Source organism: Halomonas gemina (assembly GCF_023554995.1).
GTDB classification, from domain to species: Bacteria; Pseudomonadota; Gammaproteobacteria; order Pseudomonadales; family Halomonadaceae; genus Halomonas; species Halomonas gemina.
This window is the reverse complement of the sequence record NZ_JAMJPK010000001.1, coordinates 565502-588514: the sequence shown is the minus strand read 5'-3', so window position 1 is coordinate 588514 and position 23013 is coordinate 565502. Positions and strand designations below refer to the sequence as shown.

Here is a 23013-nt window from a genome sequence, read left to right as displayed (position 1 = left end):
TTGGGAGCATGCGCTGGTCAGTGTGCTGGGGTCAGACCCCAAAGTTCGCTGAGGGGTCTGACCCCAAGGCATGCTTGATCCTTGCCTGAAAGGCCTCGCTGCCGAGCGGGCGGCCGCTGCGGGTCTGCTGGCGGATCTCGTCGAGCATGGCGTCGGAGAGCTCGCCCCTGAACAGCTCTCGGTAGCGTTGCTGGCGGCGGGTGGGGGAGGCCGCCAGTTCCTCGTAGACGCCATGGGGGTGGACCAGCGGATCGTGGGCGCCCCGGGCATTGGCGCGGTAGCTCGACCAGCGGTAGTCAGCGGGGTGCTCGACCATGCCGGCCCGCACCGGGTTGAGTTCGATATAGCGGTAACAGGCGAAGAGGTATGGCTCCTCCGCCACCAGGCAGGAGCGGTAGCGCCCCTCGAAAAGCCCGCCGGTGCGCTGATGGCGGCGGTTGAAGTACTGGGCGTAGCTCTGGCCCAGCTCCTTCATCATCTGGCTGATGCCCTCGGGGGCATCGCACGGCGTGGCCAGCAGATGCACATGGTTGGTCATCAGCACGTAAGCGTGGATGTCGACGCCGCACTCCCGACGCAACTCGTCGAGCAGTTCCAGGTACTTGAGCCCATCCTTGCGATGCACGAAGCAGGCGCCGCGATTGTTGCCTCGCTGGATCAGGTGCAGCGGGGTCTCGGGCAGCAGGATACGAGCCGGGCGCACCATCTCCCTCTCCCTTGGCATGGATACATCGCGTTACAGTGTAGCCCTCCCAGCCAAGTTTGGGGTCAGACCCCAAAGTTTGCTGAATCACCAGGTGGGCTGAGGGGAGGGCTCCGGCTCGGCGTCGAGGCGGACCAACCGGGCATGCCGTTCGCAGTTCGTGCAGGTGACCACGGCCAGGTCGTTGTCGAGCGCCTCGACGGTGAACTCCTGCCAGTCATTGGCTCGGGCGATCTCGATGGTGCCGCAGGTGCAGGACAGGATGCGCCGACCCTGGGGATCGACGTCGAGCGTGATGGGTCTCATGGGGCAATCCCTCCCTGGATCTGCCCCGATGGTACGTCATCGCGCCACCTGGCCCCGTGCGAGAACGCGGCCGCGGGATGTAAGCGATCTCGTCGCCGACCGCCGAACGTGGGGTCAGACCCCAAAGTCCGCTGAGGGGTCTGACCCCACAGGGGGCTTAGGCGTTGCCCCAGACGACGAAGTAGGGGTTGAGGTGCTCCTGCGGGGTGGTATAGCGCAGCGGCTGGCCGGCCAGGGTCTCCACCCGTCCGCCGGCCTGCTCGACCACCGCCTGGGCGGCGCCGGTGTCCCACAGGCAGGTGGGCCCGAGGCGGGGGTAGACGTCCGCCTCACCTTCGGCGATCAGGCAGAGCTTCAGCGAGCTGCCCATGGGCACCATATCGTGCTCCCCAAGCTGCGCGAGCCACTCGGCCAGGTCGGGGCTGGGGTGAGAGCGGCTGCCCACCACGCGCCAGGTGGCGCCGTCGGCGGGCGTGCCGGCCACCTGGATCGGCCGGCGTTCGCCGCCTTTCCCTTCGCCCCACTCGGCCTTGAAGGCCCCCACGCCCTCGGCGGCGAGATAGGAGACTCCCAGCGCCGGGGCGACGACCACCCCGAGCACCGGTTTGCCGTGCTCGATCAGCGCGATGTTGACGGTGAACTCGCCGTTGCGCTTGATGAACTCCTTGGTGCCGTCCAGCGGGTCGACCAGCCAGTAGCGGCCCTCGGCATCCGCCCCGGTGAAGGCCTCGGTATGCTCCTCGGAGAGCACCGGGATGCCGCCCGGCAGGGCATTGAGCTCCGCGACGATGATCTCATGAGCGGCCTTGTCCGCCTCGGTGAGCGGGCTCTTGTCCTCCTTCTCCTCGACGGAGAAGTCGCGGGCGTAGACGGCCATGATGGCCTCACCCGCCTCGTGGGCGATGCGCTCGACGTCGTTCAGTAGTTGTGCAAATGACATAGCAACCTCAGCAAGCCTTGGGGTCAGACCCCTCAGGGAACTTTGGGGTCTGACCCCGCAGGGGGGTTAGGCGATGATCTGGCGCTCGCGCAGCAGGGCGACGATGGCGTCGGCGGCGGCTTCGCTGCTTATCTCGCCGGTCTTGATATGCAGGTCCGGGCTCTCAGGCGGCTCGTAGGCGGAGTCGATGCCGGTGAAGTTCTTCAGCTCGCCGCGGCGCGCCTTGCGGTAGAGCCCCTTGGGGTCGCGCTCCTCGGCCACGTCGAGCGGGGTGTCGACGAAGATCTCGATGAACTCGCCGTCGTCCAGCAGGTCGCTGGCGAGCTGGCGCTCGCTGCGGAAGGGCGAGATGAAGGCGGTCAGTACGATCAGGCCGGCGTCGACCATCAGCTTGGCCATCTCGCCCACGCGGCGGATGTTCTCGACGCGGTCGGCATCGGTGAAGCCCAGGTCGCGGTTCAGGCCGTGGCGCACGTTGTCGCCATCCAGCAGGTAGGTGTGCTGGCCGGCGGCGTGCAGCTTCTTCTCCACCAGGTTGGCAATGGTCGACTTGCCGGCGCCGGAGAGCCCGGTGAACCATAGCACCGCGGGCTGCTGCCCCTTGCTGAGCGCGCGGGCCTGCTTGTCGATATCCACGTGCTGCCGGTGGATGTTCTGGCTGCGCCGCAGGGCGAAGTGCAGCATGCCGGCACCGACGGTGTTGTTGGTCATGCGGTCGATGAGGATGAAGCCGCCGGTATCCTGGCTCTCCCGGTAGGGGTCGAAGGCCACGGCCTTGTTCAGGCTCAGCGTGCAAACACCGATGCCGTTCAAGTCCAGCTGCTTGGCGGCGGTGTGCTCCAGGGTGTTGACGTTGACCTGGTACTTGATGTCGGTGACGGTCGCCGAGACGGTCTGGGTGCCGATCTTCATCAGGTAGGGGCGGCCGGGCAGCAGCGGCTGGTCGTGCATCCACACCAGAGTGGTCTCGAACTGGTCGGCGGTCTGGCTCGGCTGCTCGACGCCGGAGATGATGTCGCCCCGGGAGATGTCGATCTCGTCGTTCAGCAGCAGGGTGATCGACTGGCCGGCCACGGCTTCGTCGAGGTCGCCGTCGAAGGTATAGATGCGCGACACCGTGCTGGTCTTGCCGGAGGGCTGCACGCGGATGGCGTCGCCGGGCTTGACCGTGCCGCTGGTCACCATGCCGGTAAAGCCGCGGAAGTCCAGGTTGGGACGGTTGACCCACTGCACCGGCAGGCGGAAGGGGTCGCGCTGCAGGCGCTCGTCGTCGACCTCTACGGTCTCCAGGTAGGCCATCAGCGTGGGGCCGTGGTACCAGGGCATGTGGTGGCCGTGCTCGATGACGTTGTCACCCTTGAGCGCCGACATCGGGATGAAGGTGATGTCCTCTAGCCCCAGCTGCTTGGCGAACGCGCGGTACGCCTCGACGATCTCGTCGAAACGCGCCTTCGAGTAGTCCACCAGGTCCATCTTGTTGATCGCCACCACCACCTTGCGCATGCCGATCAGCGACATCAGGAAGCTGTGGCGGCGTGTCTGGGTGAGGATGCCGTGGCGGGCATCGACCATCAGGATGGCGGCATCGGCGTTGGAGGCGCCGGTGACCATGTTGCGCGTGTACTGCTCGTGGCCCGGCGTATCGGCGACGATGAACTTGCGCTTGTCGGTGGAGAAGAAGCGGTAGGCCACGTCGATGGTGATGCCCTGTTCGCGCTCGGCGGCCAGGCCATCGACTAGCAGCGCGAAATCCATCTCGGTGCCCTGGGTGCCGTACTTCTTGGAGTCCGCCTCGATGGCGGCCAGCTGGTCCTCGAACAGCAGCTTGGACTCGAACAGCAGCCGCCCGATCAGCGTGCTCTTGCCATCGTCCACGCTGCCGCAGGTGATGAAGCGCAGCAGGCCCTTGTGCTCGTGTGCCTTCAGATAGCCCGCGATGTCGTCGGCGATCAGATCGGAGGAATGAGACATCAGAAGTACCCCTCTTGCTTTTTCTTTTCCATCGACGCGGCGCTGTCGTGGTCGATCACCCGGCCCTGGCGCTCCGAGGTGTTGGTCAGCAGCATCTCCTGGATGATCGCCGGCAGGGTGTCGGCCTCGGATTCTATGGCGCCGGTCAGTGGGTAGCAGCCCAGGGTGCGGAAGCGCACCTTGCGCATCATCGGCACCTCGCCGGGCTCCAGCGGCATGCGCTCGTCATCGACCATGATCAGCGTGCCGTCGCGCTCCACCACCGGGCGTTCGGCGGAGTAGTAGAGGGGCACGATGGGGATGTTCTGCAGGTAGATGTACTGCCAGATATCCAGCTCGGTCCAGTTGGAGAGCGGGAAGACGCGGATCGACTCGCCCTTGTGCTTGCGAGTGTTGTAGAGCTTCCATAGCTCCGGGCGCTGGTTCTTGGGGTCCCAGCGGTGCGCCGCGGTGCGAAAGGAGAACACCCGCTCCTTGGCGCGGGACTTCTCCTCGTCACGCCGTGCGCCACCGAAAGCGGCATCGAAGCCGTATTTTTCCAGCGCCTGCTTGAGGCCCTCGGTCTTCATCACGTCGGTGTGGATCGCCGAGCCGTGGGTGAAGGGGTTGATGTCCTTCTCCACGCCCTCGGGGTTGATGTGCACGATCAGGTCCATGCCGATCTCCTCGGCCATGCGGTCGCGGAACTCGTACATGGCTCGGAACTTCCAGCGGGTATCCACGTGCAGCAGCGGGAAGGGGGGCGGGGAGGGCGCGAAGGCCTTGCGCGCCAGGTGCAGCATCACCGCGCTGTCCTTGCCGACGGAGTAGAGCATCACCGGATTCTCGGTCTCCGCGACCACCTCGCGCATGATCTGGATGCTCTCGGCCTCCAGGCGCTGTAAGTGTGTGAGTGTCGTCATGGGCTTTCCATCCAAAGAGAATGTTGGGGTCAGACCCCTCAGCGAACTTTGGGGTCTGACCCCAAGGTAAGGTTCGGCGCTACGTTGATCAGGTGGAGCTCGGGGTGGTGCTTGAGCCAGGCCTGGATCTCCGGGCTGGCCTGAAACCAGGCGCCGTGGAAGAGCAGGGCGACTGGGCCTACGGCCTGCGCGAGCAAGCGTTCGAACAGCGCCAGGTACGCCTCGGCCATTGGCGGCGCCGGCAGGCAACGTGTATAGAGTGCGCCACGCTTGCCGTGCAGGTAGAGCTGGTAGCGGCGCGGTTCGTCGGGGGGCTGCTCGCCCAGTGGCGAAACGCGAACGCCGCCCTGCCACACATCGCCACCGGCCTGGCGGACCCGCTCGAGTACCGGCTGCACCTGCTGGCGATACCAGCGGCCCGGGGTGGAGCGCCGGCGCGCCAGGCCGGCCAGCGCCAGGGGCGTGGGCTTGAGGTCTTGCGCGGCCAGCCAGTGTTCGATGGCTCGCGGCGAGACCTCGCTGCCCGTCTCGGCCGCAATGGCCTCCGCTAGGGCCTGGCTGCTCCAGCCGGGCAGCGGTGACGAGGGCAACTCGGCGAGCAGGCGCCAGAGTATGTGTTGCTCACGCTCGCCCAGAGAGCTCGCCTGGCCCGACTTGCGCCCGCGCTGTCGCACCGGCACGGCCTCCCAACCGCCTTCTCGGAAAGCCTTCCAGGCGGCCGACACGGTGGGCGCGGAAAGCCCCGTCTGCTGCGCCACCCGGGCCACGGTGTGGCCATCCAGGCGCAGGCGAACGGCCTCCAGGCGGCGCTCGTTCAGCAGCTCAGGCGATAAATGTTTAGTGGCCAATCTTTTACCAAACCATTGAATATATTGGGTATTAAATCCAAAGGCGAAAACAGAATTGCCCTTGATTCGACATCATCATAAAAGCCCACGTAGAATCCCACAAGCCACGAATTTCAACCCGGCCACCTCAAGGACGAGCCTTCATGATGACCTGGGCGGTACTGATCTCCATCGCCGGCCTGCTGGCCCTGCTGATCTCCGGCCGGGTGCGCCCGGCCATCGCCTTCGTCAGCCTGGCCGGCGCCTACCTGCTGGCTGGCCTGGTGGATACCGCCACCTTGCTGCGCCAGTACACCAACCCGGCACTGGCCACCTTGATGCTGCTGCTGCTGGTCTCGCTGGCCCTGGAGCGCACGCCGCTGCTGGACTGGCTCTCCCAGCGCCTGCTGAGCGGCAAGGAGCGCAGCGCCACGGCCCGGCTGATGGCCACCAGTGCCGTGCTCTCGGCCTTTCTCAACAACACCGCCGTGGTCGCCGCCTTCCTGGGCGCCATCTCGCGGCAAAAGCGCATCGCCCCCTCGCGGCTGCTGATTCCGCTCTCCTACGCCTCGATACTGGGCGGCGTGACGACCCTGGTGGGCACCTCCACCAACCTGGTGGTCAACTCCTTCGCCTTGAGCAGTGCCGGCTTCGAGCTGGGCATGTTCCAGTTCAGCCTTGTCGGCATTCCGGTGGCACTGCTCACCTTCGGCGTTCTGCTGTGGCGGGCCCGCGCGCTGCCGCACCACCGGCCCGAGGCGACCGCCGACAAGCTCGCCTACTTCCTGGCCGCTGACCTGCAGCCCGGCTCAGAGCTGATCGGACGCAGCATCGAGGCCAACGGCCTGCGCAGCCTGGAGGGACTCTACCTGCTGGAGATCGAACGCAACGGGCGGCTGATCAGCCCGGTGGGCCCGGAGGAGATCCTGCATGAGGGCGATACCCTGGTGTTCACCGGCGAGGTGAGCAAGGTGCAGGCGCTGCAGCGTTTCCCGGGGCTCAAGCTGTTCGGCCACCAGGCCGACGATCTGCTGGCCACCAACCTGGTGGAGGTGGTGATCTCCCACGAATCGGAACTGGCCGGGCAGACCCTGCAGGAGGTGGACTTTCGCAGCATGTTCAATGCCGGCGTGGTGGGCATCCGCCGCGGCGGCAAGCGCCTGGAGGGCCAGCTCGGCCAGATCCCCCTGCGCACCGGCGACTGCCTGCTGATGGCGGTGGGAAGCGACTTCCGCCAGCACCGCAATATCGACCGCAACTTCCATCTGCTCAGCGGCAGCTTCAAGCGCCCCCAGCTCAACCGCCTGGAGAGCGGGTTTACCCTGGCCGGCTTCGCCAGCGTGATCGGCCTGGCGGCGCTGGAGGTGCTGCCGCTGTTTCACGGTTTGCTGCTGCTGATGGCCGGGCTGATCGCCGGCCGCGTGCTCAGCCCCGCCGAGCTGCGCCGCCGCTTCCCCTTCGAGCTGTGGATGATCATCGGCTCGGCGCTGGCTATCGCCCAGGGGCTGGAGAACTCCGGGGCCGCCGACCTGCTTGCCGCTGGCATGCAGGCGCTGTTCAGCGGCCACGGCGTCTACGCCGCCTTCATCGGCTGCTACTTCCTGACGCTGCTGCTGACCGAGACGGTAACCAACAACGCCGCCGCGGCGCTGGCCTTCCCCGTGGCCTGGACCACCGCCCAGGCCTTCGGCGTCGACCCCATGCCCTTCATCATGGCCGTGGCCTACGGCGCCAGCGCCTGCTTCCTGATTCCCTACGGTTACCAGACCCACCTGATGGTCTACTCCCCCGGGCGTTACCGCATCAGCGACTTCCTCAAGGTGGGCCTGCCGGTCAGCCTGACCTACTCGGCCGGGGTGCTGCTGCTCACGCCGCTGGTGTTTCCCTTCTGAGCGCGTTCATGCTGCGCTGCCGTTGTGGGCACAACACGCGGGCTGTATCCTTCACAAGCCAAGTTGCCTTAGCTCCAAGCTAAGGTTCACGCTGCTTGCTCTGCGACCTGCGTGGAGCCGGACAGCGCAGTTGCGTAGAATGGTGCGATCAACGAAGGATCTCGGCACGGGGGCAGGATCTACCCGGCGATGTCCCTGTTTCTGAAGGGCATGGGAAAGCGCCCGGGACAATCCTCGGGCGGTAGCGTGCCTGGACCCCCTCACCATCAGCGTGCAGATTGATGGTGATAAGTGCTCCTCCTGTCTAGCTAGCCCCCAACCAAAGTTTGGTTCATACGTTATTTGTAGAGGGACCTGAAGATGGCCAAGACATTCATCGTCACTGGTGGTGCCGGTTTCATCGGCTCCGCCGTGGTGCGTGAGCTGATTCAAAATACGGATCATCGTGTTGTCAATGTCGATAAGCTGACCTATGCGGGAAATCTGGAATCTCTGGCCGAGGTGCAAGGAAACGACCGATATCGCTTCGTACAGGCCGATATCTGTGATGCCACTGCAATGCAGCAAGTCTTTAACGAGCACGATCCAGACGTGGTGATGCACCTTGCCGCAGAGAGCCACGTTGACCGCTCCATCGATGGCCCTTCAGAGTTCATCCAGACCAACGTGGTAGGCACCTCAGTGCTGTTGGAAGCTGCACGGAACTACTGGAAAAATCTGCAGGAGAGCAATACGAAAAAAGCCGCGGATTTCCGCTTTCACCATATATCTACTGACGAGGTGTATGGCGATCTAGAAGGGCCCGAGGGGCTCTTCACCGAAGAGACGCCCTATGCGCCTAGTTCTCCTTACTCGGCAAGCAAGGCTGGTTCCGATCACCTGGTTCGCGCGTGGCAGCGAACCTACGGCCTGCCTACCCTGGTCACTAACTGCTCCAACAACTACGGTCCCTATCACTTTCCCGAGAAGCTGATTCCGCTGATGATTCTCAATGGCCTCGCAGGCCAGCCGCTGCCAGTATACGGCGATGGGCAGCAGGTCCGTGACTGGCTCTATGTAGAAGACCACGCTCGCGCTTTGGTCAGAGTGGCCACACAAGGCAAAGTAGGGGAAACCTACAATATCGGTGGCCACAATGAGCAGACCAACCTCGAGGTGGTGAACACACTATGCGTCTTGCTGGATGAGCTGGTTGGCAACTCTCATCTTACACCCTACACCTCACATCGGGAGCTGATCACCTTCGTGGCCGATCGTCCCGGCCACGATCTGCGCTATGCCATCGACGCCGGAAAGGTCGAGCGTGAGCTAGGCTGGGTGCCGCATGAAACCTTCGAAACCGGCCTACGCAAGACGGTTCAATGGTACCTGAATAACGAAGCCTGGTGGAAACGGGTACAGGACGGCAGCTATCAAGGCCAGCGCCTGGGGGTTGGAGCATGAAAGGCAATAAGAAGATCCTGGTAACCGGCGGTACGGGGCAGGTGGGATTTGAACTACAGCGCCAGCTATGCCTTCTCGGTAAGGTGCTGGCACCCACACGACAGGAGCTGGATCTCACCGATGCCAGAGCTGTGGCAGCCTGGCTTGATAAACACCAGCCCGACCTGATCGCCAATGGAGCGGCTTACACTGCCGTTGATAAAGCCGAGAGCGAACCCGAGCTCGCTCACCGCTTGAACGCCGAGTTGCCTGCTCAGCTGGCCGAGTACAGTAAGTCACGAAGCCAGTGGCTAGTGCACTACTCCAGCGACTATGTATACCCGGGGAGCGGGGATACACCCTGGCAAGAAGACGATCCCACCAGGCCACTTGGGGTGTATGGGCAGACCAAGCTGGCGGGCGACCAGTCCATCAAAGCTAGCGGCTGCAGGCATCTAATTTTTCGTACCAGTTGGGTATACAGTGCCCGCGGCAACAACTTTATGAAGACCATGCTGCGCTTGGGCCGCGAGCGAGATAAGCTCAAGGTTGTCAGTGATCAGATTGGGGTTCCAACGTCTGCAAGGTTGATTGCTCAGATTAGTGTTCTGGCACTAGAAAGGCAGTTACTTGACGGAGTCTATCATCTCGCACCCCATGGAGAGACCAGTTGGCATGGTTTTGCCAGTGAGATATTCAGTCAAGCGAAAGACTTGGGAGAAACCCGTTTAATACACCCGGACGCCGTTGTTGCGATACCCACCTCAGAGTACCCTACGCCCGCAGCCCGACCCCTGAACTCACGGCTATCGCTCACTAAGTTGGAACAGGCTCTTGATCTCGAGATTCCAGATTGGAACGAACAGCTCAAGCTGACGTTACAGGAATATTTATTCAAAAACTAAGCTGGCATATTAATATGCATAGCTAAGATTCAATAATACAAGGTTGCCAATATGTCACGTAAAGGTATCATTCTCGCTGGTGGTTCCGGAACTCGACTGCATCCCATCACTCGTGGAGTTTCCAAGCAGCTCCTGCCAATCTATGACAAGCCGATGATCTATTATCCGATATCGGTTCTGATGCTTGCAGGTATTCGTGAAATCCTGATTATCTCTACACCCGATGATTTGCCCCAGTACGAAAAACTGCTGGGAAGCGGTGCTCAATTTGGCATAAAGTTTGAATATGCAGTGCAACCGACCCCTGATGGCTTGGCACAAGCATTCATTATTGGTGAAGAGTTTATTGGAAACGACTCAGTCTGTTTGGTATTGGGCGACAATATTTTTCATGGTCAGCACTTCACGGAGCAGCTCAATCGCGCTGCAGGGCATGAGAGTGGAGCAACGGTATTCGGCTATTGGGTCAAGGATCCTGAGCGATTTGGGGTCGTTGAGTTCGATGGACAAGGCAAGGCGGTTTCCATCGAGGAGAAGCCTAAAGAGCCCAAGTCATTCTATGCGGTTACAGGATTGTATTTCTACGATAACGACGTTGTTGAAATTGCCAAGCAGGTGAAGCCTTCTGACCGGGGTGAACTGGAAATTACCAGCGTTAACAATGCTTATCTAGAACGTGGCGATTTACGTGTTGAACGTCTTGGCCGCGGCTTTGCTTGGTTAGATACTGGAACGCACGACAGTCTCTTGGAGGCCAGTCAGTACGTACAAACTATTGAACATCGACAAGGCCTTAAAGTGGCCTGTCTTGAAGAAATTGGCTGGCATAATGGCTGGATCTCTGATCAGGAAATCTTGACAGAAGCTGAGGCGTTGGAAAAGACGGGATATGGACAATATCTTCTTCGTGTTGTAAAAGGAGCCAGAAAATGAAAGCGACTCCTTTAGATATACCCGAGGTTGTTCTTTTAGAGCCCAACGTATTTGGTGATGAGAGAGGTTTTTTCTTCGAAAGCTTTAACCAAAAAAAATTCGAGGAGGCCATCGGCTACCCGGTTGAGTTTGTGCAGGATAACCACTCTCGGTCGTGTAAAGGAGTGTTGAGGGGTTTGCATTATCAGCTTTCTCCCCATGCGCAGGGTAAATTGGTTCGAGTTGCGCGTGGTGAAGTATTTGATGTTGCAGTAGATATTCGGAAAAGCTCTCCAACCTTTGGGAAATCGGTTACTGCCTACTTGTCTGAGGAAAATAAGCGACAGCTTTGGGTGCCGGAAGGATTCGCACATGGGTTTGTAGTTCTTTCTGAGACAGCAGATTTTTTATATAAGACAACCAGCTTTTACGCCCCTGATTGTGAGCGCTCCATAATATGGAGCGACACTGATTTAGATATCCACTGGCCAGATCTGGATGTTGATTTTATAGTGTCAGATAAGGACGAGATGGCAAATAGTTTTTCCGTTGCAGATTATTTTGAATAGTTAAAGGATACTTGAATGGGGAAGCTGACATCCATAGGCACAAGAATTCTTATTTTAGCGGCTAAAATAAGATATATCCATATAGATATTCTAGCTCAAAAGTTAAGATTAAAGAATCGGAAAAAAAATAATATTGTCGAAATAAAAAAAGGTAATTATGAAGATAGCAGAACTTATGCAATATTAGTCTATTATGAGCCAGATGGGAGACTGTCAGAAAGCATAAAAAATATTGTCAAAGAGCTAACAAAGAATAGTGTCAATGTTATGCTGGTTTGCAATCATACTCTTAGTGAGGAGCAGGAAGAGTTCTTCCTTAGAAATTGCAAAGAGTTAATACTGCGGAATAATCAAGGCTTTGATTTTGGGGCATACAAGGATGCAATTTCCTATATATATGAAAGTAACGTGGAGCTAGATAGGCTCTTGTTAATGAATGATAGTGTTTATTACTCATCTAATGGCCTGAGTTCTTTTGTGAAAGAGCTTTTGAAAGACATTGACGCAATAGCTGCTTATGAAAATTGGAGTCTTAGTGAAGGCCACCATTTGCAATCATTCTGTGTATCCATATCCAACCATGTATTCCAAAGTAAGGGATTTAGGGAGTTCTGGAAAAATTATGTGCCAATAAATAACAGGATATACGCAATAGAGAACGGAGAGAAAAAGCTTTCTAAAGCTATAGCTGAGTCTGCTAGAAGTTCATATGTGGTATATTCAGTATCAAAAATGTATGATAAATTAAAGCAAGAGCCAGTGGAGAAAGTTGGCGAGATACTTAGTTTTTTGCCGCGGCCTTGGCGTGGTGCAATAGATCAAGAGAAATATAGTAAATCTGCAGGCTACAGAGTTGAGGTTATTACTAACATTTTAAACAATACGTCTCCAATACACGCGGGAGCATTTCTTTTCCCATACTTCCTCAACTCCCCATTATATAAAAAAGACATTGTATATAGAAGCAGATTCCCTTTCTGGGAGGTGGAGTATATAACCTCTAACTTACTGCAAGAGCGGGAGTTTTGTGAATATATAAATGCGTTAAGGAAAAAAGGAGATAGCAGTGAGTTGAGCTTTGGTGACAAAATTAAATTCAATGTTGGAGTTAAGTAAATTAATTCATGAATCACTTGGTTCTATTTTCTTATAGAAATTGGTCAGTAGTTATCTTAGGCGTCGAGCTTTAGGAGGATGGTTGTGAAAGACTCTTTGGTTAACAAGGGTGTTGCAATACTTGGAAAGTGCCGGCCAATAGACGGTAAGCCGATTGTGGTTGTTGGTACAGCACGTGGTGGCACTTCTATGGTAGCTGGTGCGTTAAGTAAGTTAGGAGTCTTCATGGGTGAGACTGCAACCCCTCCTGTTTATGAGGATCTCAAGCTTTCAGCATTTTTCGAGAATAAAGATTATGATTCAGCATTAGAAACAGTAAGAAGATATAATGCTTCATACAAAACGTGGGGCTGGAAGCGGCCATCGAACATCTCATATTTACAGGCTGTACACAAAACTCTTGATTCTCCTTTCTATGTATTTGTTTTCAAAGATATCTTTTCTATCGCACATAGAAATAATATTTCAATGAAGCAAGATATTATTAAGGGAATGAAAAATGCTGTCTCACAGTATGAAGAGTGCCTGAGGTTTATTGAAAAAAATAACCCTAACTCGATGTTCGTGTCTTATGAGAAAGTAATAAACAATACGGAAAATTTTGTTCACGAACTTAAAAAATTCTCGGGTTTATCACCAAGCGAACAGCAGATAAGCGATGCGATAGCCTTCATTCGGCCTTCACCTGAGGATTACTTGGATAAGTCGAGGATCACTAAGGCTCAAGGTAGAGTAGATGCTGTAAATAAAGGTTTAGTGCGCGGTTGGGCTAAGTACGATTATAATAAAAAAATCGCTTTAGTTGATATATATCGCAATGATGCTTTGCTTGGAACTGTGAAAGCTAATTCTCCTCGGGAGGATTTAGAAAAAACCTTTGGACAGGCATGTGCGTTTAATTTCGAACTTCCTTCAGGAGTTGAGATTAAAAAAGGCGATGTGATAAAAGCCAAAGTCAGTGATGAAATTAATTTTTTGAATAATACACCATATATTTTTGAAGAGTGATAATTTATTGCAATTTAGGAGGTTTTTACCACTAATAATTGCGTGAAAAAAGTTAAATAATAGCAAACATGTCTGAGATAAAACCGATAATAGCAAATAAAAATCAGACGCATTATTATATACTCATTTAGTCTAATTCAACCAAATTTCCAGCTTTTAGATGTGGATGTTCTTATGGTTCCGATGATCCGTGCGTGGTGCTAAGTCGTGAAATTGCTCGTTATTAGTTTTCATCGAAGCCTGTCTTCTTCGCTTTCCCAATGGCTCTATCGTGCTGGGCTCAATATGGGTTTTTACTTGATGCCGCCAGCAATCTCAAATCCTGAGGGCCATTTTGAAGATATGCGGCTGGTGGATCTTCATGACCGCCTGCTGCGGATAAATGGTGTAAACTGGCAATTCCACGATCAAATAACGCTAGAACCTCCGCAGCAAGTTGATTTAATTTCGCGTTATATACTGCAGCGCGACCTAACATCTGGTGATACCTGGGGGGCCAAAGATCCCCGCACATGCCTGTTTCTACCGGCCTGGCGCAAAGCACTGGGAAAGCATGGTCGCTACTTGGTGCTACTGCGGCACTGGAGCGGCAGCGTGCAGTCTCTTTATCGTCGTCACAGTCAGGTACTAGCTTTGGGCGAAGGAAGCGTTTGGGGGGACGCGATATTTTGGCGAGATCCTGAGCGTGCAGCGCGCATGTGGTTAGCCTACCACCGGCGCATACTTGATCTGTTGGAAGAGGATCGCGAACTCTGTCTGGTAGTCACCCAGAAGGCGTTGATAGCCGGCCTGCCTGTAATAGAAAAAGTCAACAGCCGCTTTTGTTTGTCGTTAGATATAGAGACGGCATCTCCTATACGTCATTCCTTAAGCCACGACAGTATCGAGGTTAGCATTCGTGATCGTCTGTCAGTTTCGCTGATTGACGAGTTGGAGGCAATGTGGCAACGATTGTTGGAATTCACGGATCATCGTGCAGAGAGTGAACACCCCCATTGGGTACAGGACCGTCAAGTAGGAACGCATGCTAAGCTACTACTAGCCGCTGCAGACAGGGTGGACTCGCCAGCTATACTTTCTTCACATATGCCGGAAGGCACCCTAAAAGAGCAGTTGGAGCTTTTGGCGAAGCATACCCATTTGCCATTGGACTCGGTTTACTGGCAGGAACGTATAGAGCGAGAGGCACGCTTCGACCCCGAATGTTGGGAACATCTAGCCCGTTCCCAGATGGCTCGAGGTAATTCACTGGAAGCGAAGAACACTCTTGGGAAAGTGTTATTATGTGGCAAGGTTATGCCTTACCTCTTTCATCTGCTGGGCATTTGTCACGAGTCTGAGTTAGACGATGAAGCTGCTGAGCATTTTTATTGGCAGGCCATCGCACGTAATGATGCTAACCCATCCTTCCATGTGCGATTGAGCCGGCTTTGGTTTTCTCAAGGCCATTTTGGCCTAGCTGAAAGTCACCTCCGGAAGGCACTAGAGCGACACCCAAATAAATCACCTCTAGTACAAGCACTAGCAGAAGGGCTAGATCTACAGGGAAAAACTGATCAGGGCATTGCACTGTTAGCGAGTATTAACAGTCGCCCGCCGCTACTTGAGTATCAACTGGCTAGCCTGCATATGAAGCAAGCTCCCGAAAACTTCTCCTCCGTTCATTCTGCCTTGAGGCGGCAGCGAGCTAGCGACCCGGCAACGCAACTTGTTGTACTGCAAGCAATAGCTGGAGTAAAGCATCTTGCTGCTCGCGCTGATCTTGCACGGCGAATCGCTGTTGTTTGGCAAGACCTGGATATTGAGTTAATAGAATCACCTGCAAAGCCGGATAATATTCATCGAAATCGATCGTGGCTACATAAAGTATCTTCAGCTTTTTCGCGCCGCAGGTGAAGGTAGTGTTGTAATAAAATTTTTTTCGATGAATTATGGCATGGTTAGATAATGGAGAATAAATCTTGTCATCTTGGTGTAAAAATACATTGGTTGAAATCTTGCTAGCTACAAGCAATGGAGAGAGGTATTTAGTCGATCTACTAGAATCTTTGCTTGCGCAAACACATCGGCCAATACGAGTATTAGTACATGACGACGGCTCAGATGACAGCACTGTCTCTATACTGAAAAAATATTCTGATTTTTATCCTGATGTTTTTTTTGTCATACAGGATGAAAACGTAAGGTTGGGGGTTCTAAAGAATTTTGAGTTTTTAATGAATTATTCATCGGCTGATTATATCATGTTCTGTGATCAAGATGATGTATGGATGCCGGAAAAAATCCAAGAGATGTTAAAGACTATCAAGGAAACGGAATTAAATTTTCCGCAAAAGCCGATTTTAATTCATTGTGACCTGGAGGTCGTTGATAATTCCTTAGGCTGTATTTCACCTTCTTTCTTTTCCTATCAGCGGCTTCCTAGACATGCAACGTTGCCCCGGCAACTTATACAGAATAACGTAACTGGTTGTGCAGCTATCTTAAATAGAAGAGCTATTGAATTATCCTTACCCATGGCCGATGCTGCTGTCATGCATGATTGGTGGATTTCATGTTGCATCTTGAGGAACGATGGAATTGTCCAATTTTTGCCCGAGCCGCTGGTGAAATATAGGCAACATTCTCAAAATGCTATCGGCGCTAAAGGTTATAGCTTGAAAAGCTATACGAAAAAAATTATGGATGCCAAGAAATGGTGGGCGGACTATAAATGTATTCTCGCCCAAGCTGCAGAGCTTGGCCATAATAGTTATATGGCGTTGTCTTGGTTAACCATTCTAAAAATATTTTATTTTTTTAAAAGAAACTGATTCTGAGATATTAATGTGATGTTAAATAAAGTCTTTACCTGGGTAATGAGGTTATTGTGGAAGTTTATTACTGCATCGCCCGTCATGGCATTAATCACAACACTCTCAGCACTCATTGCCAAAGTGTCAATGATATTAGCATTTTTAGTTCCAATGAAAGTAATTATATTGCTTTCTTCGGAAACTACACCAACTTATTTTATACCTATTGTTAATAAAATAGGCTGGGATGCGCTGGTTATTGGTTTAGGAGTTATATCTGGGTTATTGTTTGTCGTACATGTAATTTCATCAAAGGTTAGCGAGGTCTATACCTTGGTCGGCTATAGATCTTTGGAGAGGAAAAGTGCCAAGTTAGTTCTTTTCGAAGGACAAGACGATTTTTTGCATGGTTCCTATAAAAGAATTTCTTCAATGCTATCTAGCATTGTTTTTTTATTACTTTCATCATTCTTCTTTTCTGTGTTTTATAAAGAGATCTTGCTGTTATTTTTTGTGATAATAGCCACTTTTCTGCTGTATATTATTAACATCACGCGGATTGAAGAGAGAGGTTTTCTACCTGCATCAGAATTGGGAAATGTGCTGAATATTACGCAAGGCCTTGCTTTCTTCGGTGTGTTTTCATATGTGTTAGTTGATTTTTTATATTTACATCCGCCCGATTTTATAGTTGCATTGGTTTCTATAATAGCATTTAGAATTATATTGGGCAATGTTAGCTCAGTGGCGAGAGATATTCATTTCTTTATAGGTAACAAAAATAAAATGGATGCGGTATATTTTCATGATAAGATTTTTGTAGAAAGAGAGCGAAAAGGCAGCGATGGGGTATGGTACCTATTAGAAAACAGGAGTATTGATTCATGGGCGCCTGATATACTCAAAGAAGCAACTGGGACTTCATGGCAAAGATACCATGTGCAGTGGCGGCAATCAGGAATTCCGGATGTCCTGTTTTTAGTAGTAAAGAACCTTTCGTCAAATAATTATTGCTTCGTAAAGATATATCATAAAAAACATAAGAAAAAGGCTCAGCATGAAGCATCTCTCTTGCTAAATTCTTCCGTAAATTTACCCGCACCCAAGTTGTTGCTGACTACATATTTAGGCGGTCATCACATCCATGTCATGGACTTTGGTGAAATAGACGTTTTCTCTACTAAGCCGGCGATTCCACCTAGGGATATACAGTTAAATTTAATGGGAGTTACACTTCCGGATGAGATTGTGGATCAATATCGTAGATCACACCCTTTAGCTTCGAGCCTTTTACGTGACACTGATTTTTCTAGACTAAAATTGTCTATAGGATCGCAGGAAACTGGAAAGCTCACTGAGCTTCTGGATTCTTATTCAGGCATGTGTAATCTTATGAATCAGATGCCATTGATGTTGAGTGCTCCTGTGAAAAAAGAATGGCTAGTTAAGGGATATGAAGATACGTTTTTATTGTTAGAATGGGGAGAGTGGAAGCTTGAGCAAGGGGCTGCGGGTTGGCCAGCTAAAGAAAATCATTTAGCAGAACTTTCTGAGAAGTTCTCTACTCTTACCGAAGAGAGAAGTGTTTTTCAAAATGTTTCTGTTGAAGAAATACAGTTTTCTTGTCTCTTCCATGAATTTTGTAGGGCAATGAAATCTCAGAGATATGCTGATGTAGTCAATGGTCTTCCAATGTTATTGGATATGTATAAAAAAGCTTGTCATAGTAAAAAAGTAGGCATGCATGTTTCCTGATGAGCGTTTTTCTATTTGTTGCATAGTGCCAACATTGAATGCAGGTCCAGAACTAAAGGTGTTTGTTAATGCATTGTCGGAACAAAGTTATTGTTTTGATTTGTTTTTCGTAGACTCTTCTTCTGACGACGGTACAGAAAATCTTGTTCAGCAGTATTCTAATGATAGCGCCATGTCGATAAAGCGTTCTGAATTCGATCATGGTGGGACTCGTCAAATGATGGTTGATCGATTAACCGGTTACGATATTTATGTTTTTTTGACGCAGGATGCAATTCTGGCGCATGACAGGGCAATTGAGCAACTCTTGTACGCATTCGCCGATCCTGAAGTTGGATGTGCTTATGGCCGTCAACTACCACACGTTGGTGCCTCGCTTTTGGCTCAGCATGCTCGCTTTTTTAACTATCCAAGTGTTTCCCATGTATACTCTCTAGAGGATGCAATAAGCAAGGGGATAAAAGCGGCATTTGTTTCCAACTCCTTTGCAGCTTACCGTGCTACGGCGTTACAAGAGGTTGGTGGCTTTCCTACACAACTTATTTTGTCCGAAGACATGTATGTTGGTGCTTCCATGCTTGTGAGCGGCTGGAAAATTGCTTATTCCGCCGATGCTACCTGTTTTCATTCGCATGACTATACATTGTTACAAGAGTTTTCGCGTTATTTTGATATAGGGGTTTTCCATTCCCGTACACCTTGGATATGTAAAGAATTGGGGGGTGTCGAGGGAGAGGGGCTTAGGTATGTGCTTTCGGAATTGAAATTTTTAGGCTTTCGCCATTGTTATTTATGGCCATCGTCCTTGTTGAGGAATGCATTGAAACTAATCGGCTTTAAACTGGGATCAATTGAGGCTTTTATCCCGATGAATGTTAAAAAAGCTCTTTCTATGCATACTCGTTTTTGGCTTTCCTGAAGTTGCTCATCTTCTATAGAGTTTTTTGATCAGCTATCTGAGTTTAGCATGAAAAAAAGCCTTACCGAAACGTTTCCTGCGCCCATTTTTGTGCCTCTGGTCGATGCCCTATGTGTCTTTATTGCTGGGTTTGTAGCTTATTATTTCCGCCTTACTGACTATCCTCCGCACGAGCGCTATGTCATTGGTATGACGCTAATATCTTTGTTTGTCGTCATGGCCAACTTTATTGATGGTGCTTATGTGCATTGGCGGACCACACGACTTGCCAAGATTTTATTCCGTCTGTTAGTGATATGGGTCCTCGTAGGGCTTATCGCCTCCTCCATCATTTATTTAAGTGAAGCGGCGAATCGGTTTTCTCGCATTTGGCTCGGCTCGACTATGTTACTCTCCTGGGGATTGGCTGCTGGGTTTCGTATCATTGTCATGTTGCTCCTTAAGCGCGCTAGATCGTTTGGTGCTAATCTTCGTGGAGTTTTTCTTGTCGGTCCATCTACGCATATACTCAAGGTGGCAAAAGGAATGCGTCGCTATCCAGGCGAAGGTTTTTCTATTTCAGGTGTTCAAAGATTCAAGCAAACTCCATCATCTAAAGACTTAGCTCACTTGGCTCAACGCGTCGCGGCCTCGGGGGCTCGTGAGGTATGGGTTTGTTTGCCGTTAGAAATGGGAGCCACGGTTAGGGATGTGATGTACGCTCTTCGCCATCAGTTGGTTGAGGTACGGTTTATCCCCGAGTTTCGTGATATGTCATTGCTTAACCACCGTGTTAGCGAGGTGGCTGGTCATATGAGCATTGATCTCAGTGTCACTCCGATGACGGAAACGGCTCATTTCATCAAGAGAATTGAGGATCAGGTGCTCGGAACGTTTTTCTTTTTACTGTCCTTTCCCATTTGTGTGGCTATCGCTTTAGTGTTGAAATTACAGTGCCCATCTGCCCCGGTTTTATTTAAGCAGTATCGCACTGGCGTCAATGGGCGTAATTTTAAGGTTTATAAATTTCGCTCCATGGAGATTCACGAGGAACCTGGTGGTCAAGTCACCCAAGCCCGTCTCGGGGACCCAAGGATTACTCGATTTGGTGCGTTTCTCCGACGGACGTCTTTAGATGAGTTGCCTCAATTTTATAATGTATTACAAGGCCGGATGTCCATTGTTGGGCCGAGGCCTCATGCATTGGCTCATAACGACCAATACAAGGATTTGGTGGAGTCGTACATGAAGCGCCACAAGGCTAAGCCGGGGATCACGGGGTGGGCTCAGGTCAATGGATTTCGTGGTGCTACTGAGACCATCGAGAAGATGGAGAAGCGGGTCGAGTACGATCTGTGGTATATCGATAATTGGTCGATCTGGCTGGATCTTCGAATCATCGCGTTAACGATCATCAAGGGGCTTAGAGGACCGAATGCATATTGAAGGGCGGGTAGCAAGCCGAGCCACCGAGAGGGATGGCTCGATATGAGGTTCGGTGAAATCTGGGAGGGCAACCCGGCCTGGAAGAGTCCTGCGATCCTAAGGTGGCCTGGCGTTATGGCGCTTGCGCTGTATGCCGGGTTTGGCATTCTCTGGCCGTCGGCAGGAAGTCTGGCAGAAACCCTTTGCGCACTGCTCGGCCTGGGTATGGTCCTGGTGTACGGCTCTGGCCTTCGGAGCAGCGGGCCCATGTGGCTCCTCCTCGCCGCGTTGTTGGTGCAGACGCTCTCCTGGGCGTTGGGGGCATGGCACCATCCCGAATGGGTGGGCGATAATCCCAAGCTGGATCGCCTTGCCAAGCTGTTTATCTTCATCGCGGTGGCGTGGTGGCTGGGTGGCAGCACCCGCAACACCTTGCTGGTATGGTCGCTGGCTCTTCTTGGGTACCTGGTAGCCTCCTTTACCCATGGCGACGGGCTTCAGGAGTGGTTGGCCGGGCTGCAGGGGCAGCGTGTGGGTTTCGGTATCCGTAACCTGCAGCACGGTTCCATGCTGTTCGGTGTGGCTCTGCTGGGACTGGTCGTGTTCACGACGCGTTTCGGGCGTGTTGGCGGGCGGTGGGTGCCATGGCGTATAACGATATCGCTGCTGCTGATCGGCCTGTGCCTGGTTGGCATTGCCATCGGCCAGACACGGGCCGTATGGCTGGCCGTAACACTAGCCCTGACGTCAGCGGGAGCACTGTGGCTAGGTTGGACCCTTATGTGTTCGCGTGTCAGCGCAGCGCATCCTGCCAGGCCGGTGATGCTGACGGCTGGTGGTCTACTGGTGGTTGTCATCGTGCTGGGTATGGTCTTCCAGGGCACCTTGACCGAGCGGTTGTCACACGAAAGCTCGGTAGTGGCGGACATTACCCAGGGTGAGTTCGATTCCGTGCCTTACACCAGTATCGGCATTCGTATCCATAGCTGGCGGGCGGCCCTGGAGTGGATCGCCGAGCGCCCCCTGGTGGGGTGGGGCAGTGAGGGGCGTTCCTTGGTGATGGACCATACCTCCTGGCTTCCTGTCGAGGTGAAGGAACGATTCGGCCATCTGCATAACTATCTGCTCGAGGTGTGGGTGGCCTACGGCCTGCTCGGCGTGCTGGTGGTCTTTGCCCTGGCGGTATGGATCGGCCGTGGCACCTGGCTGGCCTGGCGGGGTGGCGTGATGCCCAACGATGTAGCGCTGTTTGGCGCCGCCTTCTTTGTCTATTGGATGGTGGTCAATCAGTTCGAGTCCTATAACTCCTTCGGGACGGGGGTCTATGTTCATAACCTGGTGGTAGGGGGGCTGGTGACGCATATCTGGCGGTGGCAGCGGAAGACCGGTCGACGCGTTTTCCCTGCCCTGAAACATAAGGACATGTACTGATGCGTACGCTGGTGGTAGTTCGTTCCCTCAAGATGGGGGGGATGGAGCGAGTGGCAGTGAACCTAGCGGATGCGTTTGCCCAGGCGGGAAATGAGAGCCATTTGCTCTGCTTTCGGCAGGTTGACAAGCCGTTTGTCCCGGAACATTCCGAAGTGGAGCAGCATCATCTGGCGTTGCGCTGGTGGAGCCGACTCACCGGGATAGGTCTTTTCCTGGAACTGTTGGCACGCCTGATCCTGAACCCTCTAGTCAAGCGTTCGCTGTTTATTGGCACCGGCATCATGGGGGGTGTGGTGTTCCGGCTGTGGCTCAAGGCCTTCGAGCATCGCCATGGCCGGGTGGACCGTATCGTCTTCCGTGGGATCGGCACCTTCGAACTGGTATGGAGCTTCCGGGACGATCGGGCGCGCTTCGTGTTGGAGAACATTCTTCATGTGGGTGAGACCAACTGGCGTCGGCGGCTGTTTGCGCGCTGCCTCTACCATCGTCGCCATCTGGTGACGGTGTCACAAGGGGTGGCCGAGAGCGTACGGGAGGCCATGCGGGCTTGGCACTTCAGGCCGGCCTCGCTGGAGGTGATTGCCAACCCCTGTCCGCTCGAGAGCATCCATCGGCAGATGATAAAACCCGAGCCGGACCTTCCCGAGGAGCCTTATATCGTCAACGTGGCGCGCCTTGTTCCAGCCAAGGATCAGGCCCTGCTGCTGCGTGCCTATGCCCGTTCCGGGGTGGTACTTCCCCTGGTGCTGTTGGGCGATGGTCAGGAGCGTTCGAGGCTCGAGGCCCTGGCGAGGGAACTGGGGATTGATGAGCGAGTGATATTCGCCGGCCAGCGTGCCAATCCCTACCCCTGGATGCACCATGCGAGACTGTTCGTGCTCAGTTCGCGCTTCGAGGGCATGGGCATCGTGCTCTTCGAGGCGTTGGCCTGCGGTACGCCGGTGCTCAGCGTGGACTGCCCGGGGGGCATTCGCGAGATCCTCAAGGGTGAGTTGGAAGCCAGCATCGTACCCCATGACGAGGAGAGTCTGGCCGAGGACATCCGCGCTGCCGTAAAAGGCGAGAAGCCAACTGTCAAGGAGAGTTGGCTCGATGACTTCCGGCCTGAGACGGTGGCTAACCGGTTCGTGGGGCAGAGCTGACATGGTCAGGCGTGATGCATAATTGCGATTACCTGGTCTTCAAGCTCCATGTTTGATGAGCTGATATCATTTTGTTTTGCCTGGATTAGTGGCG

20 protein-coding genes are annotated in these 23013 nt (G+C 53.6%); 14 read left to right on the top strand and 6 right to left on the bottom strand.

Annotated features, from left to right (window positions below; genetic code table 11):
* Window positions 1–31: 31 nt before the first annotated feature.
* From M8009_RS02920 to M8009_RS02895, 6 genes are all read right to left on the bottom strand, one after another.
* Complete coding sequence (locus tag M8009_RS02920; RefSeq protein WP_250059265.1) at window positions 32–706, bottom strand: transposase; 675 nt, start codon at window positions 704–706, stop codon at window positions 32–34.
* A gap of 84 nt (window positions 707–790) precedes the next feature.
* Complete coding sequence (locus M8009_RS02915) at window positions 791–1009, bottom strand: hypothetical protein (protein ID WP_250059264.1); 219 nt, start codon at window positions 1007–1009, stop codon at window positions 791–793.
* A gap of 157 nt (window positions 1010–1166) precedes the next feature.
* Window positions 1167–1949, bottom strand: coding sequence for a 3'(2'),5'-bisphosphate nucleotidase CysQ (cysQ, locus tag M8009_RS02910; protein WP_250059263.1), 783 nt, complete (start codon window positions 1947–1949; stop codon window positions 1167–1169).
* Between the two features lie 66 nt (window positions 1950–2015).
* Window positions 2016–3920, bottom strand: a complete 1905-nt coding sequence (gene cysN, locus M8009_RS02905; protein ID WP_250059262.1) for a sulfate adenylyltransferase subunit CysN — start codon at window positions 3918–3920, stop codon at window positions 2016–2018.
* A complete protein-coding gene (gene cysD / locus M8009_RS02900) occupies window positions 3920–4822 on the bottom strand; it encodes a sulfate adenylyltransferase subunit CysD (RefSeq protein ID WP_250059261.1) in 903 nt (300 codons plus the stop codon). The genes cysN and cysD overlap by 1 nt, the downstream gene beginning before the upstream one ends.
* Window positions 4823–4860: 38 nt before the next feature.
* Complete coding sequence (locus M8009_RS02895; RefSeq protein ID WP_250059260.1) at window positions 4861–5670, bottom strand: helix-turn-helix domain-containing protein; 810 nt, start codon at window positions 5668–5670, stop codon at window positions 4861–4863.
* Between the two features lie 143 nt (window positions 5671–5813).
* On the opposite strand from M8009_RS02895, the gene M8009_RS02890 reads away from it, so the two are divergent.
* The 14 genes from M8009_RS02890 (at window position 5814) to M8009_RS02825 (ending at window position 22919) form a co-directional block, all read left to right on the top strand.
* Window positions 5814–7541 carry an SLC13 family permease gene (locus tag M8009_RS02890; RefSeq protein WP_250059259.1) on the top strand — a complete coding sequence of 576 codons (1728 nt, stop codon included), beginning with the start codon at window positions 5814–5816 and terminating at the stop codon, window positions 7539–7541.
* 360 nt (window positions 7542–7901) lie between these two features.
* On the top strand, window positions 7902–8984 hold the full coding sequence (rfbB, locus tag M8009_RS02885; RefSeq protein ID WP_250059258.1) for a dTDP-glucose 4,6-dehydratase: 1083 nt from the start codon (window positions 7902–7904) through the stop codon (window positions 8982–8984).
* On the top strand, window positions 8981–9868 hold the full coding sequence (rfbD, locus tag M8009_RS02880; RefSeq protein WP_250059257.1) for a dTDP-4-dehydrorhamnose reductase: 888 nt from the start codon (window positions 8981–8983) through the stop codon (window positions 9866–9868). Before rfbB ends, rfbD begins: the two co-directional genes overlap by 4 nt.
* A gap of 51 nt (window positions 9869–9919) precedes the next feature.
* The gene (rfbA, locus tag M8009_RS02875; protein WP_250059256.1) at window positions 9920–10801 is read left to right on the top strand and encodes a glucose-1-phosphate thymidylyltransferase RfbA; all 882 of its coding nucleotides are present in this window, start codon (window positions 9920–9922) and stop codon (window positions 10799–10801) included.
* Window positions 10798–11349 (top strand): dTDP-4-dehydrorhamnose 3,5-epimerase, encoded by a 552-nt coding sequence (rfbC, locus tag M8009_RS02870; RefSeq protein ID WP_250059255.1) that lies wholly within the window; start codon window positions 10798–10800, stop codon window positions 11347–11349. Before rfbA ends, rfbC begins: the two co-directional genes overlap by 4 nt.
* A 15-nt stretch (window positions 11350–11364) precedes the next feature.
* Window positions 11365–12465 (top strand): rhamnan synthesis F family protein, encoded by a 1101-nt coding sequence (locus tag M8009_RS02865; RefSeq protein WP_250059254.1) that lies wholly within the window; start codon window positions 11365–11367, stop codon window positions 12463–12465.
* An 84-nt stretch (window positions 12466–12549) separates the two neighbouring features.
* On the top strand, window positions 12550–13473 hold the full coding sequence (locus M8009_RS02860) for a hypothetical protein (protein WP_250059253.1): 924 nt from the start codon (window positions 12550–12552) through the stop codon (window positions 13471–13473).
* Between the two features lie 207 nt (window positions 13474–13680).
* Window positions 13681–15369: a hypothetical protein gene (locus M8009_RS02855; protein ID WP_250059252.1), complete on the top strand. Its 1689-nt coding sequence runs from the start codon at window positions 13681–13683 to the stop codon at window positions 15367–15369.
* Between the two features lie 65 nt (window positions 15370–15434).
* Complete coding sequence (locus M8009_RS02850; RefSeq protein WP_250059251.1) at window positions 15435–16286, top strand: glycosyltransferase family 2 protein; 852 nt, start codon at window positions 15435–15437, stop codon at window positions 16284–16286.
* 18 nt (window positions 16287–16304) lie between these two features.
* Window positions 16305–18023 (top strand): hypothetical protein, encoded by a 1719-nt coding sequence (locus tag M8009_RS02845; RefSeq protein ID WP_250059250.1) that lies wholly within the window; start codon window positions 16305–16307, stop codon window positions 18021–18023.
* The gene (locus tag M8009_RS02840) at window positions 18013–18942 is read left to right on the top strand and encodes a glycosyltransferase family 2 protein (protein ID WP_250059249.1); all 930 of its coding nucleotides are present in this window, start codon (window positions 18013–18015) and stop codon (window positions 18940–18942) included. The genes M8009_RS02845 and M8009_RS02840 overlap by 11 nt, the downstream gene beginning before the upstream one ends.
* 48 nt (window positions 18943–18990) lie before the next feature.
* Entirely contained in the window at window positions 18991–20367 is a 1377-nt protein-coding gene (locus tag M8009_RS02835) for an undecaprenyl-phosphate glucose phosphotransferase (RefSeq protein WP_250059248.1), read from the top strand.
* Between the two features lie 114 nt (window positions 20368–20481).
* A complete protein-coding gene (locus M8009_RS02830) occupies window positions 20482–21777 on the top strand; it encodes an O-antigen ligase family protein (RefSeq protein ID WP_250059247.1) in 1296 nt (431 codons plus the stop codon).
* Window positions 21777–22919: a glycosyltransferase gene (locus M8009_RS02825; RefSeq protein WP_250059246.1), complete on the top strand. Its 1143-nt coding sequence runs from the start codon at window positions 21777–21779 to the stop codon at window positions 22917–22919. The genes M8009_RS02830 and M8009_RS02825 overlap by 1 nt, the downstream gene beginning before the upstream one ends.
* The last annotated feature ends 94 nt before the right edge of the window (window positions 22920–23013 follow it).

Coding starts and splice junctions, on each gene's coding strand:
- rfbB (WP_250059258.1), top strand. CDS start 7,902: ATGGCCAAGACATTCATCGTCACTGGTGGTGCCGGTTTCATCGGCTCC.
- rfbD (WP_250059257.1), top strand. CDS start 8,981: ATGAAAGGCAATAAGAAGATCCTGGTAACCGGCGGTACGGGGCAGGTG.
- M8009_RS02830 (WP_250059247.1), top strand. CDS start 20,482: ATGGCGCTTGCGCTGTATGCCGGGTTTGGCATTCTCTGGCCGTCGGCA.
- cysQ (WP_250059263.1), bottom strand. CDS start 1,949: ATGTCATTTGCACAACTACTGAACGACGTCGAGCGCATCGCCCACGAG.
- M8009_RS02835 (WP_250059248.1), top strand. CDS start 18,991: ATGAAAAAAAGCCTTACCGAAACGTTTCCTGCGCCCATTTTTGTGCCT.
- cysD (WP_250059261.1), bottom strand. CDS start 4,822: ATGACGACACTCACACACTTACAGCGCCTGGAGGCCGAGAGCATCCAG.
- M8009_RS02840 (WP_250059249.1), top strand. CDS start 18,013: ATGTTTCCTGATGAGCGTTTTTCTATTTGTTGCATAGTGCCAACATTG.
- M8009_RS02845 (WP_250059250.1), top strand. CDS start 16,305: ATGTTAAATAAAGTCTTTACCTGGGTAATGAGGTTATTGTGGAAGTTT.
- M8009_RS02890 (WP_250059259.1), top strand. CDS start 5,814: ATGATGACCTGGGCGGTACTGATCTCCATCGCCGGCCTGCTGGCCCTG.
- M8009_RS02825 (WP_250059246.1), top strand. CDS start 21,777: ATGCGTACGCTGGTGGTAGTTCGTTCCCTCAAGATGGGGGGGATGGAG.
- rfbA (WP_250059256.1), top strand. CDS start 9,920: ATGTCACGTAAAGGTATCATTCTCGCTGGTGGTTCCGGAACTCGACTG.
- M8009_RS02865 (WP_250059254.1), top strand. CDS start 11,365: ATGGGGAAGCTGACATCCATAGGCACAAGAATTCTTATTTTAGCGGCT.
- M8009_RS02915 (WP_250059264.1), bottom strand. CDS start 1,009: ATGAGACCCATCACGCTCGACGTCGATCCCCAGGGTCGGCGCATCCTG.
- cysN (WP_250059262.1), bottom strand. CDS start 3,920: ATGTCTCATTCCTCCGATCTGATCGCCGACGACATCGCGGGCTATCTG.
- M8009_RS02920 (WP_250059265.1), bottom strand. CDS start 706: ATGGTGCGCCCGGCTCGTATCCTGCTGCCCGAGACCCCGCTGCACCTG.
- rfbC (WP_250059255.1), top strand. CDS start 10,798: ATGAAAGCGACTCCTTTAGATATACCCGAGGTTGTTCTTTTAGAGCCC.